The following is a 13,998-nucleotide window of genomic DNA, read 5'->3' on the forward strand; positions in this document are numbered from 1 at the left end:
ATGTGGTGGGAATACCTTGTTTTTGGCGCTGCCGTGGTCTGGGCAGTGTGGTTTCTTGGCAGAAAACTGCGCGGGAAGGGGAAAAGCACCTGCGGTGGCGGCTGCTCGTGCTCATCGAATAGTCAGCAATCACCCTGCGGTGATCAACATAAAGATTCATAATCATTTGGAGGATGTATGACAAAGAAACGATCTCTTTTGACACTCATGGCGGCAGGTGCTCTGGTTCTGCCAGAAGCCGCATTAGCGCACACTCCGCTCTTTTCGTGTTTTGACAATGGCGACGGAACAATCCTCTGCGAAGGGGGATTTTCAGATGGATCTTCGGCTTCGGGAACAGCAATTTCGGTGCGCGATGATGCTGGAAAAATCATTGCGAACGGGACACTGTCAAAGAATTCTGAAATTGAATTCAAAAAACCGCAAGGAAACTATGTGGTCGTTTTTGAAGGTGGCGATGGGCACGAAATCAAGGTTTCCAGCTCACAAATATTTCAGTGAGTGGTGTCGACGGGTCGCATAGGGTTTTCGATTAAGAACCAATAGAAGGAGTACACAATGATGAAACGTTTCTTGAGTGCCGCATGTTTTACGGCTTTGGTAGCCGCCACTCCCGCATGGGCGCATTTTCAGATGATGTACACACCGCAAAGTGCCCTTACAGCAGGTGGGGCAATGGAGATGAAGGTTGTCTTTACTCACCCGTTTGATGCCGGTCACACGATGGACATGGAGCCTGTCGACGAGTTCTATGTTATCCAAAAGCGTGGCGAAGAAGGGGAAGCGAAAAAAGTCGACCTGAAAACGTATCTCAAGGAAATCACCTGGGATAGTAAAGGGAGCAAAGGGAAAGCCTTTGAAGCCAAACTGCCTGCGAGCGTTGTCCGCTCCATGGGCGACTATGTCTTTGTTCTCGTGCCAACGCCGTACTATGAAAAAGAAGATGAAGAGTACATTCAGCAATTTACCAAGATGATCGTCAACGTCGGCGGCGTTCCCGGCAACTGGCATGAGCCAGTTGGTCTGCCTGCCGAAATTGTCCCTTTGGATAAACCATACGCTAACTGGACGGGTGGCGTGTTTCGTGGTGTCGTGCTTTCGGCTGGCGAGCCCGTGCCATTCGCCGAGCTGGAAATTGAATATTTGAACCACGAGCCCGATATGAAAAAGAACGCTTTCAGCCCAAAAGGGAAAATCGAAGCGCCTCACCCTGCTTTTGAAGCCATGGGAATCCGTGCCAACGCGCAGGGTGAATTTACAATCGGTCTACCAAAGGCTGGCTGGTGGGGAATTGCCGCGTTGGGTGTCGGACCCGTGGATACGTACAAAGATAAAGCGCTCGCCCAAGAAGCGGTACTTTGGGTTCAAGTCACTGATATGAAGTAATTGTTGTTGTATCGATACAGCGACAGAGTGCCATTCCAGCTGGGCGGCATTCTGTCGCATTTTTCGTTGTACAGGAGATTTTATGTGGAAAGTATTGTTGCTTGCGATCATTGCCCTTGCCTCTTCGTCTGCATTTGGTCACACGGCGATTATGAGCTGTTTTGATAATGGTGATGGAACGATTACGTGTGAAGGGGGATTCAGCGATGGCTCATCAGCTTCGGGAATAACCTTTCGCATTGCGCAAAACGGGAAAAGCGTGATGGAATCTAAGTTTGACGAGCACAGCGAAGTAACTTTTCCCAAACCATACGGGCGCTTTTCCGCCATTCTCGACGGTGGTTCCGGGCACCTGATTGAGGTTCGTGGTGAAAATATTGTCCAGTAACCACAGGACAATCAGCGCGAGTCAGCCATTCCGGAAGGGGAGAGAGCATTATGCCAGAACTTGCGATTGAGGTCTCTCAGCTTTGCCATACATACGGGAGCCGCACGATTTACCATGATTTGAGTTTTCGCGTTGAAGCAGGGAAAATATTCGGCTTACTGGGGCGCAATGGTGTTGGAAAGTCAACACTTATCAATATTCTCATGGGTTTTTTACGCCCGGCGGCGGGGACCTGTAAGGTGCTCGGCGAAGATTCTCACGCCATCTCACCGCAAACACGGCGCAAGATTGGCTTATTGTTTGAAGGGCATTTAACGTACGATTTCCTGACAATTACACAGGTAGAACGCTACTACCGATCATTTTATACCGATTGGGATCAATCCGCTTTTTATGATCTTATTGATCTGCTCGATCTCTCGCGCAATCACAAAATTGCCCATATGTCTTGCGGGCAACGCTCCCAAGTGGTGCTCGGACTTATTTTTGCGCAGCAGCCAGAACTGCTTATTCTGGATGACTATTCTTTGGGTCTGGATGCGGGGTATCGCCGGCTTTTTCTTGAATATCTTGATGAGTATATTGCGACAAAGCAGCGCACCGCGTTCCTGACGTCGCATGTTATGCAGGATATGGAGCGCCTTGTTGATGAAGTGCTTTTTCTGGATCGCGGCGGGAAATGCATTCAGACCGATCTGCAATCGTTTTTGGAACAATTCCGCTGTTATCGCCTGCCCGGACGTTTTTCATCCCAGCCTGCAAAAGATGACGTGATTTACAGCAGCCACAAAAGCCTCCACGGCTTGACCTTTTTCAGTTATGCCGGACTGGAGCAGATGGAACGACATCTGACACACCACCACCCTGCTCTGGTTGCTGACGCAACGGGGTCGTTAAAACCGCAAACAATCAATCTTGAAGACGCCTTTATCGGCCTGATGGGACGTTACTGATGAATTTCATTGGAACTATTTGTCGCAAGGAATGGCATAAACTTAAATTTCTGCTGATCGGTCTGCTGCTGGTGGAAAGTGTGGTGCTGATCTTTTACGGGAGTCGGGTTGCCGATTCATTCCACAACATAGAGCCGGAAAGCATGCGTTGGTATCAGGCGCTCCATCTTGGCGTCCCTTTTTTTGCCGAAATAGCCTGGCTGCCGCTCTTGATTGGCACCACCATCGGGTTCTGGCAGTTTTTGGGCGAAATGCGTGAGCGGCGTTTCCGCATCGCACTGCATTTTCCCGTACCGCACTGGCGTATGCTCAAAGGGATGCTTTGTGCCGGTTTGCTGCTGATGACTCCTTTGCTGACACTCTTCTTGCTGGCCACGTATGGCATTCTTGCCCCGTATTATCCCTATGAGGCGTGGATATTGGCAATGGAAAGTGGCTTGGTATGGGTTGCCGGGGGTGTGGCCGCGTACGTGAGCCTTGCCGCACTCATGCTAGAGCCTTACTGGAAAAGAAAATGTCTTCTCGGTGTACTCTTCGCTGGTTGGGTGGCACTGTTTTTTTGGAGCCACCTTCCCGGAGCATACCGTGAAGTTGGTGGATACCTCGCTCTTTCCCTTCCGTTGGTATCCCTTCTTGTGTTCGCTTCCTTAGAAAGGTTTAAATCAGGGGGTGGCAATACCGTGTCTGGCCGATTCGTGCTCGGGTTGCTGACGGTTTTTATCGTTGCGCTCTACATTCCGCTGATTGGAGAAAAAACTACGGCCAACGAACGTCCACAAGTGTACCTCTTCTACAGCCCCGTTTCGGAAAATTTTGTATATCAGGAAAGTCATGGTGGGCACAATTTCACGTATGGTGATTCGGATGGGGTACGTTTTGATCAGGCCGAGTTTGAACGTCGTCTGCCGTTTGTGTATTGGAAAAATCTCGATATCCAAGGAAAATTACCCCTCACGCTGGGTGATCAGGTGTTCGACAGGAATGCTCTGCGCGATGCCCGCCTGAGCCTGAAGCTTTCTCCGGAAGATCTGCCGGAAAACCGCATTGAACCGGGGCTCTACCCGCTTTTCAATCCCCAAAGCCATATTGGGACGATCCCTTTTCCAGAAACGATGTTTCGCATCAACCGTAGCGGGATGGAGTTTGTAGATGGCGAAACCATGCAAATTGATATCGAGCCAAGCCGTTCTTTTGCCGCAGCATTGGCGGAGGCAGGTTTTACCTTCCCTGCCGATTTGATTGCTGGCAAAACAACCAACCTCAAACCCTTTGACGAAGGGTATTTTGTGCGCGACGCCAGCGGTAAGTTTTTCCATCTGAAACAAATGGATTCACAACCTATCATTCGACGTGTGCCGACTTTGGATTTCGTTGATACACGAACCATCATCGTGTCTGAAAATCGGAAAAATGCCTTTTACGGGCTAGTATTAAGCCGCTCTGGTGAATTATCGCTCTTAGGAACCGATAAGTACCACATTATTCCGCTTCCTGCGCCGGAGTATAATCCCGATACCATGACAGTACAGCTTTTTGAGGATCCCTTAGGCGCCATCGTGCGTTACCATAACGACCAGATGGCATATATCGTCCGTTTGGACAAGGAGTATCGCGCCATCGCACACTATTCGCATCCCTTGCCGCCCCAAAAGCAATTCACTTTCGGACTCCGTTTTTCTGACGCGGGACATAGCCCCTTGCTGCGCTTATCATGGAACTTTGGCGGACGCACTCACGAGTAGAGGAAGGGATACTCATCATTCTATCGCAAGAATCGTCTACGATACTTGCCACTGCTCGCTTACGTCGCTGCATGGTGCTACTTCCCCACCCCCGAGTCAAACCATGCTTTGGTTAACAATGCGATCCCTTCACGAATCATACTTTCAGACATTTTGCTGAAACCTATAAAGACGCAGTTGTCCTGAGATTTTTCTTTTTCGTGCCAATATTGTATTGTCGAATAGACCCTTACCCCATGTTTTTGAGCCTTTTCAATCATGAGATCTCGAGATTCTCCTTGAACGAATTCAAGAATGAAATGGAGGCCGGCATTATTGCCACGGATGCGTACACGGTTACCCATCAGCTCATTGATTGAGCGAACAAGGACATCGTGCCTCTTTTTATATTCGAGACAAACCTTTCGTAAATGCCTGTCCCAGTGCCCTCGTGACATGTAAAGAGTTGTTATTTTCTGATTCAGCCATGGCACTGTAGAGTAGTATCCCTCATACACTTCATGATATTTACGTAAAAGTCTCTCCGGTAAGACAAGGTAACTTAAACGAAGCCCGGGAGATAGCGATTTTGAGAATGTTCCCATGTAAATAACAGTTCCATGATTGTCGATGGATTGCAGCGATGGGACAGGCTTTGTGTGATATCTCAATTCACTGTCATAATCGTCTTCTATGATCGTACCATTTCTCCGCTCGGCCCAATCCAGCAGCTCAATGCGTTGCTGGACAGGCATCACAGTCCCGGTCGGGAATTGATGAGATGGTGTTATATATGCCAGTTTAGCTGATGAAATCTCCAACTCTTTCATATTGATTCCATCAGAACCAACGGAAACAGGCAGTATTGTAAACTTGTTTTTATGGAATACAATTTTAGCGCCATCGTATCCAGGCTCTTCTACTGCGATCTCGCTTCCAACAGGAAAAAGGCTGCAGATTACATCCAAGGCATATTGAGTTCCGCAACACAGGACTATCTGTTCAGGAGCACATCGAACCCCTCTCGATCCCCGCAAATACTTCACGATTTCTGACCTCAGGTTCAGATCTCCCTGCTTATCGCTGTAATTGCATATTTCTCGAGAATCATAGGAGGAGAGCGCTTCTGCGGTAAGTCGACGCCAAAGCGTGGAGGGAAATAACATATGGTCAAGATTTGCGTACTGAAAATCATACAAATATTCCGTTTGGGAATTTTGAGGTGGTTTCGGATCAAATTTCACATTGATAGTGTGATCGACTGATTTGATAAAATCTAAGGAGTCGCTGAAAATGTCTTGTACCACAAAACCTGATCCGGGCTTGCTCAAGAGATAACCTTCAAGACAAAGCTGAGCATACGCATTTTCGACTGTGTTTCGCGCAACACAGAGGTTTTTAGCCAATGACCTTGTGGATATGAGCCGGGAACCAACCTTCAGCGTTCCATTACTAATTTCTTGCTTTATCTGCTCATAGACTTGCTGATAGAGGGGCATTTTTGAATCATTGCTTACACAGATCATTTGGAAAATCTCCATTTCGTTTGTTTTAACTTTTGCGGAAGAGGTGCAGATCGCAGCAACTGTATCCATAAAATATACAAAAATTGGCACTTGAGATGGATACATTATTTCATTTAAAGTCAAAACACCCAATGAGGTCAAATGAAATTTAACAGAAACAGACATGGAGGAAGAAAATGAGACGAAAATATGCCGAGGTTACCGATGTGAATGAGATCATAAAAATTCTGTCAGCAACGAATGTGGGGAGGATGGCTACCGTGGATGAGCAGGGGTATCCGTACATCACTCCTTTGAATTTCGTTTTTCATGAGGGATGCGTGTACTTTCATTGTGCGCTCACAGGAGAGAAACTTGACAATCTAATCCGGAATTCCAAGGTATGTTTTGAGGTGGATCTGCCGTTGGCGTACCTGAAGGTCGATTTCACGCCGGAGAAGGATCCCTGTTGCACGCACCAGTACTACCACTGCGTTATCATCCGGGGGCACGCCAGGGTTATCCATGACGACCGGATCAAGACAACCGCGTTGAATGCTTTGATGGAAAAACATGAAGGGAATAACGAATTTCCCCCGATCACATCGGAGAGTGCAAAATTCAAGATGTGCAGTGTTGTCGAAATAAAGCCGGCAATAATGACAGCGAAATCCGATATAGCCCAGAATAAATCCCAACAGGATCACCGTTACATTGCTGAATGTCTCGTCGGGCGTGGTCTTCCCGGAGACATCGAAGCCGTGCGGTATATGGGTTATTCGCTGGAAAGGGACGAGGTGGGCACCTGGCGAATCAACCGATGAAAAGGGGAGGCAATGATGCATTTTTATGCGTTTCCTCCTTGGTGCGGGGCGCTGGGGCAGAGGAAGATTTGCCACGAGCAAGAGATTCACATTTGTAAAATTGTGGTTTGCAGTTCACCAGCGTGTGGCTTCAAATGTTTTTTACCTGCAGATTGCTACGACGCGAAATGGAGATGAGAGCCTGTTGGAGTAAGGGACAGCGGTTACTCCATCGCAAGAATCGTCTGCCAGTGCTGTTCCGTGAGCGGCAACACTGACAGGCGATTGCCTTTGCGCACCAGCGCCATATCCTGCAACGCCTCGTGTGCCTTCAGCTCGGCGAGCGCAATCACTCGTCGCGTGTGGCGCACATAGCAGACATCCACCACAAACCACACCGGCTTTGCCGGATCACAGCGCGGATCAAAATACTTGCTGCGCGGATCAAACGCCGATGGGTCAGGATAGCCAGCCCGCACCACTTCCATCACCCCGACAATACCCGGCACAGCACAGTTGGAGTGGTAAAAAAACGCCTGATCGCCGACCTGCATACCGTCGCGCAGAAAGTTCCGTGCCTGATAATTGCGCACTCCATCCCACGGTTCTGTCTGGTGCGGACGGTTTCTTAAGTCATCTATACTAAACGCCTCCGGTTCCGACTTCAGTATCCAGTAGTTCATGGTAGCTCCTTGTTACGTGCATTTACCTGTGATTGTATACTTGGTTTACTGAATCCTTCGCAATCATCGGTTGATTTTCTGTAACCTTTACCATATTTTATGCGCATATATTTGCGCAGGAGAACCTTTATGCGAACGTCAGGTGTCATCCGTAACTCTCGCAAAGCTGCCAATCTTTCGCTGGATAGCGATATCTTGCAACTAGCGAAAAAACTTGAAATAAACATTTCGCGGGCAGCACAGCGCGGCATTGAGATTGCCATCGCGGAGCGTCAGGCGGAACTTTGGTATGAAGAAAATCAAGACGCGCTTGAAAGCTCTAACAAGTATGTAGCGGAGCACGGCATTCCTCTTGCCGAGTACCGGAACTTCTGATGGCGCGCTTCGATGTTTTCGCCAACCATGAAGGCAGCGGCTACATGCTTGACGTTCAGGCCGACCTGCTGGATCACCTGAACACGCGCGTTGTTATACCGCTACTGCCGCGCAACCAGTCACCCAAAGCGGCTCAGAGGCTGAATCCGGTTTTCGTTATTGCAGGCGAAGAAGTGGTGATGATGACACAATTCATCGCTACCGTTCCCTGCCGTATTTTGCCGATACCAATCGCAAACCTTCAAGGCGAGCGGGACAGTATCGTCAATGCCATTGATTTTATGCTTCAAGGGTTTTAGCGAGTTGCTCAATACTAGAAGCATCCGCAGGCCACTATCGGAAGGAGAATTCATGCACGTTCCCGTCAAGCCACTTCGACAATATCCATGGTGGTTGCGCCCGTTTTTTTGGAGCCAACAGCGCCGCTACGGCGCCGTGTTGCAGCCCGGCCTTTTGTGGGGACGGGTGCCGAAGCTCTTTGCCGCGGTAGCGCTGTTGTACGGTGTGCTTGACCGCCGCTCATCGCCCATCAGTCCGGTGTTGCGCTCGCTGGTTACGGTGCGTGTGTCGCAGATCAACACCTGCCATTTTTGTGTCGACATCAATTCGGCCACCCTCGCAAAGCGCACGGGCACGATGGAAAAAGTCGAAGCGCTAGCAAAATGGCGTGATAGCGCGATTTTTGACGAAAAAGAACGTGCCGTACTGGAATACACCGAAGCTGTCACCATTACCGGCCATCAGGTAAGCGAAGCACTGATGACCCGTTTAAAACAATACCTTCACGATGATGCACTGGTGGAATTGACCGGACTGATTGCCTTTCAGAATCTCTCCAGTAAATTCAACAGCGCCCTTGATGTCCCGCCGCAGGGGTTTTGTCAGTTGCCCGAGAAAAAATCTGCCGACTGAATGTGTTTCAGGGACACAATCACGCGTCTACTGGAATTTGCGACTCAGCGTCATGGTCGGTTTTTCGATTGACTTCTTTGTCGCCTCTCACTAAAGTTCACACCACTTTTCGGTTCATACGGGAAACACACCCGTGTGTCGTAAGAGGGAATCCGGTGCGAATCCGGAACTGCCCCGCAGCGGTATAGAGGAACGAACACTGTCATACGCACTGTCTTTTTAAAGATGGGAAGCGACAGTTAGTAGGTGTGGAATCCACAGTGCCTCCAAGTCCGAAGACCTGCCGACAAGCCGATGCCGTATTGGCATCACTGACGACACCTTTCGCGGGAAAAGGGGAAATCGTTGCCGGACTGGCGCCAGTCAGTTGTGCCGAATTTCCGTTGATCTCCCACGAAGGTTGTTTTCGCTCGAGGGAAGCGAAGTCGTGGGATGTTTGTTTTCTGGCCAATGTCAAAAAAACCACTCCCGACTCCTCCCTTGTCACACATGACCCGTGTCAAGGAGGCTTTTATGGTTACCACTGCCTTAGATCCAGCTCACACCGTTACCGAAAACATGCCGTTCACATCCATCCGCAAACGCGATGGCCGCACCGTTTCATTCGATGCGACTAAAATCACGCGTGCTATTGCCAGCGCTGGGCGAGCTTCCGGCGAAATCACCGACCCGCTGAGTGAGGTTGCGCAACGCCTGACACACCGCGTACTGCTACTGGCGCAACAGACATTTCTTCAGGAACCCCCAACCGTTGAAGGGATTCAGGATATTGTAGAAACAATCCTGCTCAACTCCCCTTTCCCAAAAACCGCCAAAGCTTACATTCTCTACCGCGATCAGCATGCCCGCAATCGTGACATCGCCAGTCAGGCCGATGTACGGCTGGTTGATCAATATCTGGAGCGGCTAGACTGGAAAGTGCGTGAAAACAGCAATATGGGCTATTCGCTGCAAGGGCTGAACAATTACATTGCGGGACAGATTAGCGAAACCTACTGGCTGAACAAAATCTATACGGCAGATGTGCGGTGTGCACACCAAGAGGGCGATCTGCACATTCACGATCTGGGGCAGCTTTCCGTCTACTGCGTTGGCTGGGATTTGCAGGATCTGCTGCGCAGCGGTTTTCGTGGCGCGCCCGGCAAAGCCGAAAGCCATCCAGCGCGACACTTTCGCTCCGCTTTGGGGCAGATTGTCAACTTCTTCTACACGCTGCAAGGGGAGGCCGCCGGAGCGCAGGCCTTTTCCAACTTCGACACGCTATTGGCACCATTTATCCGTTACGATAACCTAACGCCACGCGAAGTACGTCAGGCCTTGCAAGAATTTGTTTTCAACGTCAACGTCCCAACACGCGTCGGCTTTCAGGCACCGTTCACCAACATTACCCTCGACCTACAACCACCATCTACGCTGAAAAACGAACCAGTGATTCTGGGCGGCGAGCATCAAAATACGACCTACGGGGAATTTCAGGCAGAAATGGACATTTTCAACACCGCTTTGCTCGAAGTGCTTGGTGAAGGCGATGCCAAAGGGCGCGTCTTTACTTTTCCGATTCCCACCTACAACATTACCGAAGACTTTAACTGGGATGCTCCTGGGTGCAAAGCGCTGTGGAAAGCAACGGCGAAATACGGCATCCCCTATTTTGCCAACTTCGTCAACTCCAGCATGTCGCCAGATGATGCCCGTTCCATGTGCTGCCGTCTACGGCTTGATCTGCGCGAACTTGCAAGTCGAGGTGGCGGACTCTTCGGCGCCAATCCCCTGACTGGATCCATCGGCGTCGTTACCATCAACATGCCACGCCTGGGCTATTTAGCTTGTAATGAGGTGGAGTTTTTTGAACGACTGGAACAACTTATGCTCGTTGCCCGCACGAGTTTAGAAACAAAACGCAAAGTACTAGAACGCTTTACCGACAACCATCTTTACCCCTACACCCGCTTTTACCTACGCGACCTACATCACCGTTTTGGCTGCTACTGGAAAAACCACTTTTCTACTATTGGCCTTGTCGGCCTGAACGAAGCGTGCATGAATCTGATGCAGCAAGACATTGGCACCCCGGCTGGGCAGAGCTTTGCACTGCGCGTGCTCAATTTTATGCGCGACACACTGACCACCTATCAAAATGAAACCGGCAACCTGTACAATCTCGAAGCAACCCCAGCTGAAGGCACCAGTTACCGGTTAGCACGAATCGACCGAGAAAAATATCCCGATATTTTGGGCGCCGTTACACATCCATCGGGACAGCCGAGCATGGAGCCGTTTTACTCAAACTCCAGCCAACTTCCGGTCAATTATACCGATGATGTCTTTTTGACACTCGACTTACAGGATCAGCTCCAGTCGCGCTATACCGGCGGCACGGTGCAACACCTGTTCCTTGGCGAAGCCGTCGCCGACCCTGAGGCCATCAAACGGTTTGTGCGCACAGTTTGCCACCAGTACACCTTGCCGTACTTCACTATCACCCCCACATTTTCCGTCTGTCCAGAACATGGATACCTAAGTGGGGAAGTGGCACGCTGCCCACAGTGTGACCACCCCACCGAAGTATATTCCCGCGTGGTGGGTTACTTACGCCCAACATCACAGTGGAACAATGGCAAGCAAGAAGAGTTTCGCCTGCGGAGCCATTACGAAATTCCCAACCCATGCTGATTGGTGGCTATCTGCCAACCAGCTTTAGCGATTTCCCCGGTCGTATTGCCGCCGTTATTTTTACACAAGGGTGTAATTTTCGCTGCCCGTACTGCCACAATCCGGAGCTGTTGCCACAGGACAGCTCTGAGCAGTGGTGCCCGCAAACCATTTTGCAAACAGTGGCTCAGCGTAAAGGGCAGCTTGAAGGAGTCGTGGTCAGCGGCGGAGAGCCAACGCTGCACAACGATTTGCCGCAATTTTTGCAGGAACTGCGCCGAATCGGCCTGCCGGTCAAGCTTGATACCAACGGGAGTCATCCCGCGATAGTGCAACAGATTCTTGCACACAAGCTGGTGGATTACATCGCGATGGACATCAAAGCACCGTGGGCGAAATACCCGCTGCTAGCAGGTGTTACCGTCGACACACACGCTCTGCAGGAGAGCGTGGCGCATATCGCCACCAGCGGCATTTCGTGCCAATTTCGTACAACTATACCGCGTGGCTTGCTGGATGAAGTAGATCTGCGCGCAATAGACGCCAATCTCCCGCATGGCCACACTACCCGCCGTCAAACCTGTACGCCGCAATACCGGAAGAAAGTCAACATTGAGACTTTATCACTTGTGTCGCTGCAAGTTTAAAGTTAGATATGCAGTATTAAAATGCCCATGACAGGCATTACATTGAAGGAGGTACTATGAAAAAGTCTTCACGTCGCATCCTTGCACTCTTTTGTTCCCTTACTCTGGCTGCCACGACAGCAAGCGCCAAATCGCTGACCTTTTACGCCAATGGCGAAGATCTGGCCGTCTCTGGATTTAACGCACCGGAACTCACCAAAGATGGATGGAGCTTACAGTTTGACCATGTTTTTGTCTCTTTAAGTAACATTACCGCGTATCAGACCAATCCACCATACAATGCGGAATCAAAAATACCAATACAGGCTTCTACCAAAGTCACTCTTCCAGGAAGCTTTACGATCGACCTTGCTCAAGGGACAGAAAAAGAGCCCACCGTGCTGATTAGTTCCATCGACACCGTTACCGCAGGACATTACAATGCACTTTCCTGGAAAATGGAACCTGCGACCTCTGGTGCTTTGCAAGGATATGCGCTGGCGTTGATCGGTACCGCAACCAAAGGTGATGAGCGTGTCCGCTTCGACCTCCGTTCGCCGGAAGTGACCCACTACCGCTGCGGCGAATATGTGGGTGACGAGCGCAAAGGGTTTGTTAGCACAGCTGAAGCGGGCGATCTTGAACTCACTTTCCATCTTGATCACATCTTTGGTCGTGGCGACAAGCCCGCCGATGATCCCATGAATGTCGGGGCTCCAGGATTTGCCCCCTTTGCGAATGCCGCAGCGCAAATTCAAACACTTTCCCTACGCGGACTCCACGTTGGGCATGTCGGCGAAGGCCACTGTAATGTAGAGGTACAATAATCCGCGCTCTATTGCCGCACTCGTGGCAGAGATCTATCGTAACCAGCGGTGGTTTATCTATGACCCTATCGAGCGTAACATACTCACGCCATAAAAAACCCTCCGGCATAACCGGAGGGTTTTTTTCGTGTTTGCCCTCTGTGGTAAGTCTCAGGATATACTGATGCGCCTGCCCTGAAGGGAAGGCTTCAATCTTTATTCTTCATACCAGACTCTACAATATTTATCAGAATGCATTATTCATATTGACAGATGCGGCACTATAAGTTAGATACAGCTAATCGTATTTATGCAAGGTAATTCTCAGGAGGCTTTTATGCGTTACGACTTTACTCTCCATAGCTGTAGCGGTGACTGTAAGAACTGCAAGTGCAAGGGTAAAAAGAAGAAAAAGAAATGAAAGTATTCTGCCACCACATCTACGAATATCGCAAAGGGCTGCGCAGCCTGATCCTGCACACAATGAGCACACAGCTCCGTTCGCAGGTTGAAGCGCAGCTTCAGCGGCACAAAATCGACTTCCTGATTTATGATCTCGCCCCCAACCGAATGAATGTTTTTTTCGGTGCTCCTGAGTGTATTGACGTTCTGCGCCGCATCGGTAAAAGCAGTCTGAACGACTATACGTGCGAAGAGGACTTTATCCTCGGCACGATGTTGGGGTATGACCGCTTGCAACAGTGCCAGCGCTATTTGCAACGCACTGAGCGTCAGACGGCGCTCAGTGAAGTGTCGGCGTAGTCGAAATTGTGCGGAAGGTAGTCTGTGTCTGAAAAAAATTTTCCTTTAACCTCTTCTGGAAATGGGAGTGATTTGGAGTTTCCAGACGAAATTCGATGCCGTAAATGTCGCCGCTTGCTGATGAAAGGGCACGTTCTTCAGATCGAAGTAAAGTGCCCAAAATGCGGCGCATTGCAGCGTTTTGAAAGCGACAACGATAAAGAATTGCCGCATTGCATTCACGCACAAAAACCATAAGGAGACGAACTATGCTCAGAAGAAATATGCAATTTCGCAAATCGTTGGTAAGCAGCAGTTGTGCCGCTAGCCTCGCCTCGCTGCACGGAAAAGACAGACTTACCCTACCGGACAAGCAAAAACTGACGAAAACGCGCCTTGCGCCATCCGGGTCGTACGACGCCGCGCATCCCGGTCAGCGCTAAGGTT

The 13,998-nt window shown here is 49.9% G+C and carries 18 protein-coding genes and 1 riboswitch; of the genes, 16 read left to right on the top strand and 2 right to left on the bottom strand.

What is annotated here, in order from left to right:
* The 6 genes from P304_RS17685 (at window position 1) to P304_RS0109145 (ending at window position 4,469) form a co-directional block, all read left to right on the top strand.
* Window positions 1–162: a FeoB-associated Cys-rich membrane protein gene (locus tag P304_RS17685; protein WP_152514519.1), complete on the top strand. Its 162-nt coding sequence runs from the start codon at window positions 1–3 to the stop codon at window positions 160–162.
* A gap of 15 nt (window positions 163–177) precedes the next feature.
* On the top strand, window positions 178–501 hold the full coding sequence (locus P304_RS0109125; protein WP_027390302.1) for a hypothetical protein: 324 nt from the start codon (window positions 178–180) through the stop codon (window positions 499–501).
* A gap of 57 nt (window positions 502–558) precedes the next feature.
* On the top strand, window positions 559–1,386 hold the full coding sequence (locus P304_RS0109130; RefSeq protein WP_201766945.1) for a DUF4198 domain-containing protein: 828 nt from the start codon (window positions 559–561) through the stop codon (window positions 1,384–1,386).
* An 82-nt stretch (window positions 1,387–1,468) separates the two neighbouring features.
* Entirely contained in the window at window positions 1,469–1,774 is a 306-nt protein-coding gene (locus tag P304_RS0109135) for a hypothetical protein (protein ID WP_027390304.1), read from the top strand.
* Between the two features lie 50 nt (window positions 1,775–1,824).
* Entirely contained in the window at window positions 1,825–2,727 is a 903-nt protein-coding gene (locus P304_RS0109140) for an ABC transporter ATP-binding protein (RefSeq protein WP_027390305.1), read from the top strand.
* The gene (locus tag P304_RS0109145) at window positions 2,727–4,469 is read left to right on the top strand and encodes a DUF4857 domain-containing protein (RefSeq protein WP_027390306.1); all 1,743 of its coding nucleotides are present in this window, start codon (window positions 2,727–2,729) and stop codon (window positions 4,467–4,469) included. Before P304_RS0109140 ends, P304_RS0109145 begins: the two co-directional genes overlap by 1 nt.
* Window positions 4,470–4,546: 77 nt before the next feature.
* Here P304_RS0109145 and pdxR read toward each other — a convergent pair whose 3' ends face one another.
* Window positions 4,547–6,043, bottom strand: a complete 1,497-nt coding sequence (pdxR, locus tag P304_RS0109150) for a MocR-like pyridoxine biosynthesis transcription factor PdxR (RefSeq protein ID WP_201766946.1) — start codon at window positions 6,041–6,043, stop codon at window positions 4,547–4,549.
* Window positions 6,044–6,150: 107 nt separating this feature from the next.
* Between pdxR and P304_RS14870 the strand changes: the two genes are divergently transcribed.
* Window positions 6,151–6,777, top strand: a complete 627-nt coding sequence (locus P304_RS14870) for a pyridoxamine 5'-phosphate oxidase family protein (RefSeq protein WP_051321563.1) — start codon at window positions 6,151–6,153, stop codon at window positions 6,775–6,777.
* A gap of 203 nt (window positions 6,778–6,980) precedes the next feature.
* On the opposite strand, the gene P304_RS0109160 is transcribed toward P304_RS14870, so the two are convergent.
* Complete coding sequence (locus P304_RS0109160) at window positions 6,981–7,439, bottom strand: EVE domain-containing protein (protein WP_027390308.1); 459 nt, start codon at window positions 7,437–7,439, stop codon at window positions 6,981–6,983.
* 129 nt (window positions 7,440–7,568) lie between these two features.
* Here P304_RS0109160 and P304_RS0109165 point away from each other — a divergent pair, with 129 nt between their 5' ends.
* The 9 genes from P304_RS0109165 to P304_RS17075 all read left to right on the top strand — a co-directional run bounded on the left by P304_RS0109165 (window position 7,569) and on the right by P304_RS17075 (window position 13,994).
* On the top strand, window positions 7,569–7,814 hold the full coding sequence (locus tag P304_RS0109165) for a type II toxin-antitoxin system CcdA family antitoxin (protein WP_027390309.1): 246 nt from the start codon (window positions 7,569–7,571) through the stop codon (window positions 7,812–7,814).
* Window positions 7,814–8,113 carry a CcdB family protein gene (locus tag P304_RS0109170; protein WP_027390310.1) on the top strand — a complete coding sequence of 100 codons (300 nt, stop codon included), beginning with the start codon at window positions 7,814–7,816 and terminating at the stop codon, window positions 8,111–8,113. Before P304_RS0109165 ends, P304_RS0109170 begins: the two co-directional genes overlap by 1 nt.
* Before the next feature lie 52 nt (window positions 8,114–8,165).
* A complete protein-coding gene (locus P304_RS0109175) occupies window positions 8,166–8,726 on the top strand; it encodes a carboxymuconolactone decarboxylase family protein (protein WP_027390311.1) in 561 nt (186 codons plus the stop codon).
* 93 nt (window positions 8,727–8,819) lie between these two features.
* A riboswitch (cobalamin riboswitch) is annotated at window positions 8,820–9,028 on the top strand.
* 211 nt (window positions 9,029–9,239) lie between these two features.
* Entirely contained in the window at window positions 9,240–11,399 is a 2,160-nt protein-coding gene (locus P304_RS0109180) for a ribonucleoside triphosphate reductase (RefSeq protein ID WP_236613329.1), read from the top strand.
* Window positions 11,393–12,025 (top strand): anaerobic ribonucleoside-triphosphate reductase activating protein, encoded by a 633-nt coding sequence (locus tag P304_RS14875; RefSeq protein ID WP_084417656.1) that lies wholly within the window; start codon window positions 11,393–11,395, stop codon window positions 12,023–12,025. The genes P304_RS0109180 and P304_RS14875 overlap by 7 nt, the downstream gene beginning before the upstream one ends.
* Window positions 12,026–12,081: 56 nt before the next feature.
* Complete coding sequence (locus P304_RS0109190; protein ID WP_034764978.1) at window positions 12,082–12,831, top strand: hypothetical protein; 750 nt, start codon at window positions 12,082–12,084, stop codon at window positions 12,829–12,831.
* 396 nt (window positions 12,832–13,227) lie between these two features.
* On the top strand, window positions 13,228–13,572 hold the full coding sequence (locus P304_RS0109200; RefSeq protein WP_027390314.1) for a DUF2023 family protein: 345 nt from the start codon (window positions 13,228–13,230) through the stop codon (window positions 13,570–13,572).
* A gap of 24 nt (window positions 13,573–13,596) precedes the next feature.
* Window positions 13,597–13,809, top strand: a complete 213-nt coding sequence (locus tag P304_RS17690) for a Com family DNA-binding transcriptional regulator (RefSeq protein ID WP_034764980.1) — start codon at window positions 13,597–13,599, stop codon at window positions 13,807–13,809.
* Window positions 13,810–13,820: 11 nt separating this feature from the next.
* Window positions 13,821–13,994 (top strand): hypothetical protein, encoded by a 174-nt coding sequence (locus tag P304_RS17075; RefSeq protein WP_160165047.1) that lies wholly within the window; start codon window positions 13,821–13,823, stop codon window positions 13,992–13,994.
* Window positions 13,995–13,998 lie beyond the last annotated feature (4 nt).

The organism is Chrysiogenes arsenatis DSM 11915, assembly GCF_000469585.1.
Classification (GTDB): domain Bacteria; phylum Chrysiogenota; class Chrysiogenetes; order Chrysiogenales; family Chrysiogenaceae; genus Chrysiogenes; species Chrysiogenes arsenatis.

Excerpts from the sequence above, each read along its gene's own strand:
- P304_RS17685 (WP_152514519.1), top strand. The coding sequence starts at position 1 with ATGTGGTGGGAATACCTTGTTTTTGGCGCTGCCGTGGTCTGGGCAGTG.
- P304_RS0109125 (WP_027390302.1), top strand. The coding sequence starts at position 178 with ATGACAAAGAAACGATCTCTTTTGACACTCATGGCGGCAGGTGCTCTG.
- P304_RS0109130 (WP_201766945.1), top strand. The coding sequence starts at position 559 with ATGATGAAACGTTTCTTGAGTGCCGCATGTTTTACGGCTTTGGTAGCC.
- P304_RS0109135 (WP_027390304.1), top strand. The coding sequence starts at position 1,469 with ATGTGGAAAGTATTGTTGCTTGCGATCATTGCCCTTGCCTCTTCGTCT.
- P304_RS0109140 (WP_027390305.1), top strand. The coding sequence starts at position 1,825 with ATGCCAGAACTTGCGATTGAGGTCTCTCAGCTTTGCCATACATACGGG.
- P304_RS0109145 (WP_027390306.1), top strand. The coding sequence starts at position 2,727 with ATGAATTTCATTGGAACTATTTGTCGCAAGGAATGGCATAAACTTAAA.
- pdxR (WP_201766946.1), bottom strand. The coding sequence starts at position 6,043 with ATGGATACAGTTGCTGCGATCTGCACCTCTTCCGCAAAAGTTAAAACA.
- P304_RS14870 (WP_051321563.1), top strand. The coding sequence starts at position 6,151 with ATGAGACGAAAATATGCCGAGGTTACCGATGTGAATGAGATCATAAAA.
- P304_RS0109160 (WP_027390308.1), bottom strand. The coding sequence starts at position 7,439 with ATGAACTACTGGATACTGAAGTCGGAACCGGAGGCGTTTAGTATAGAT.
- P304_RS0109165 (WP_027390309.1), top strand. The coding sequence starts at position 7,569 with ATGCGAACGTCAGGTGTCATCCGTAACTCTCGCAAAGCTGCCAATCTT.
- P304_RS0109170 (WP_027390310.1), top strand. The coding sequence starts at position 7,814 with ATGGCGCGCTTCGATGTTTTCGCCAACCATGAAGGCAGCGGCTACATG.
- P304_RS0109175 (WP_027390311.1), top strand. The coding sequence starts at position 8,166 with ATGCACGTTCCCGTCAAGCCACTTCGACAATATCCATGGTGGTTGCGC.
- P304_RS0109180 (WP_236613329.1), top strand. The coding sequence starts at position 9,240 with ATGGTTACCACTGCCTTAGATCCAGCTCACACCGTTACCGAAAACATG.
- P304_RS14875 (WP_084417656.1), top strand. The coding sequence starts at position 11,393 with ATGCTGATTGGTGGCTATCTGCCAACCAGCTTTAGCGATTTCCCCGGT.
- P304_RS0109190 (WP_034764978.1), top strand. The coding sequence starts at position 12,082 with ATGAAAAAGTCTTCACGTCGCATCCTTGCACTCTTTTGTTCCCTTACT.
- P304_RS0109200 (WP_027390314.1), top strand. The coding sequence starts at position 13,228 with ATGAAAGTATTCTGCCACCACATCTACGAATATCGCAAAGGGCTGCGC.
- P304_RS17075 (WP_160165047.1), top strand. The coding sequence starts at position 13,821 with ATGCTCAGAAGAAATATGCAATTTCGCAAATCGTTGGTAAGCAGCAGT.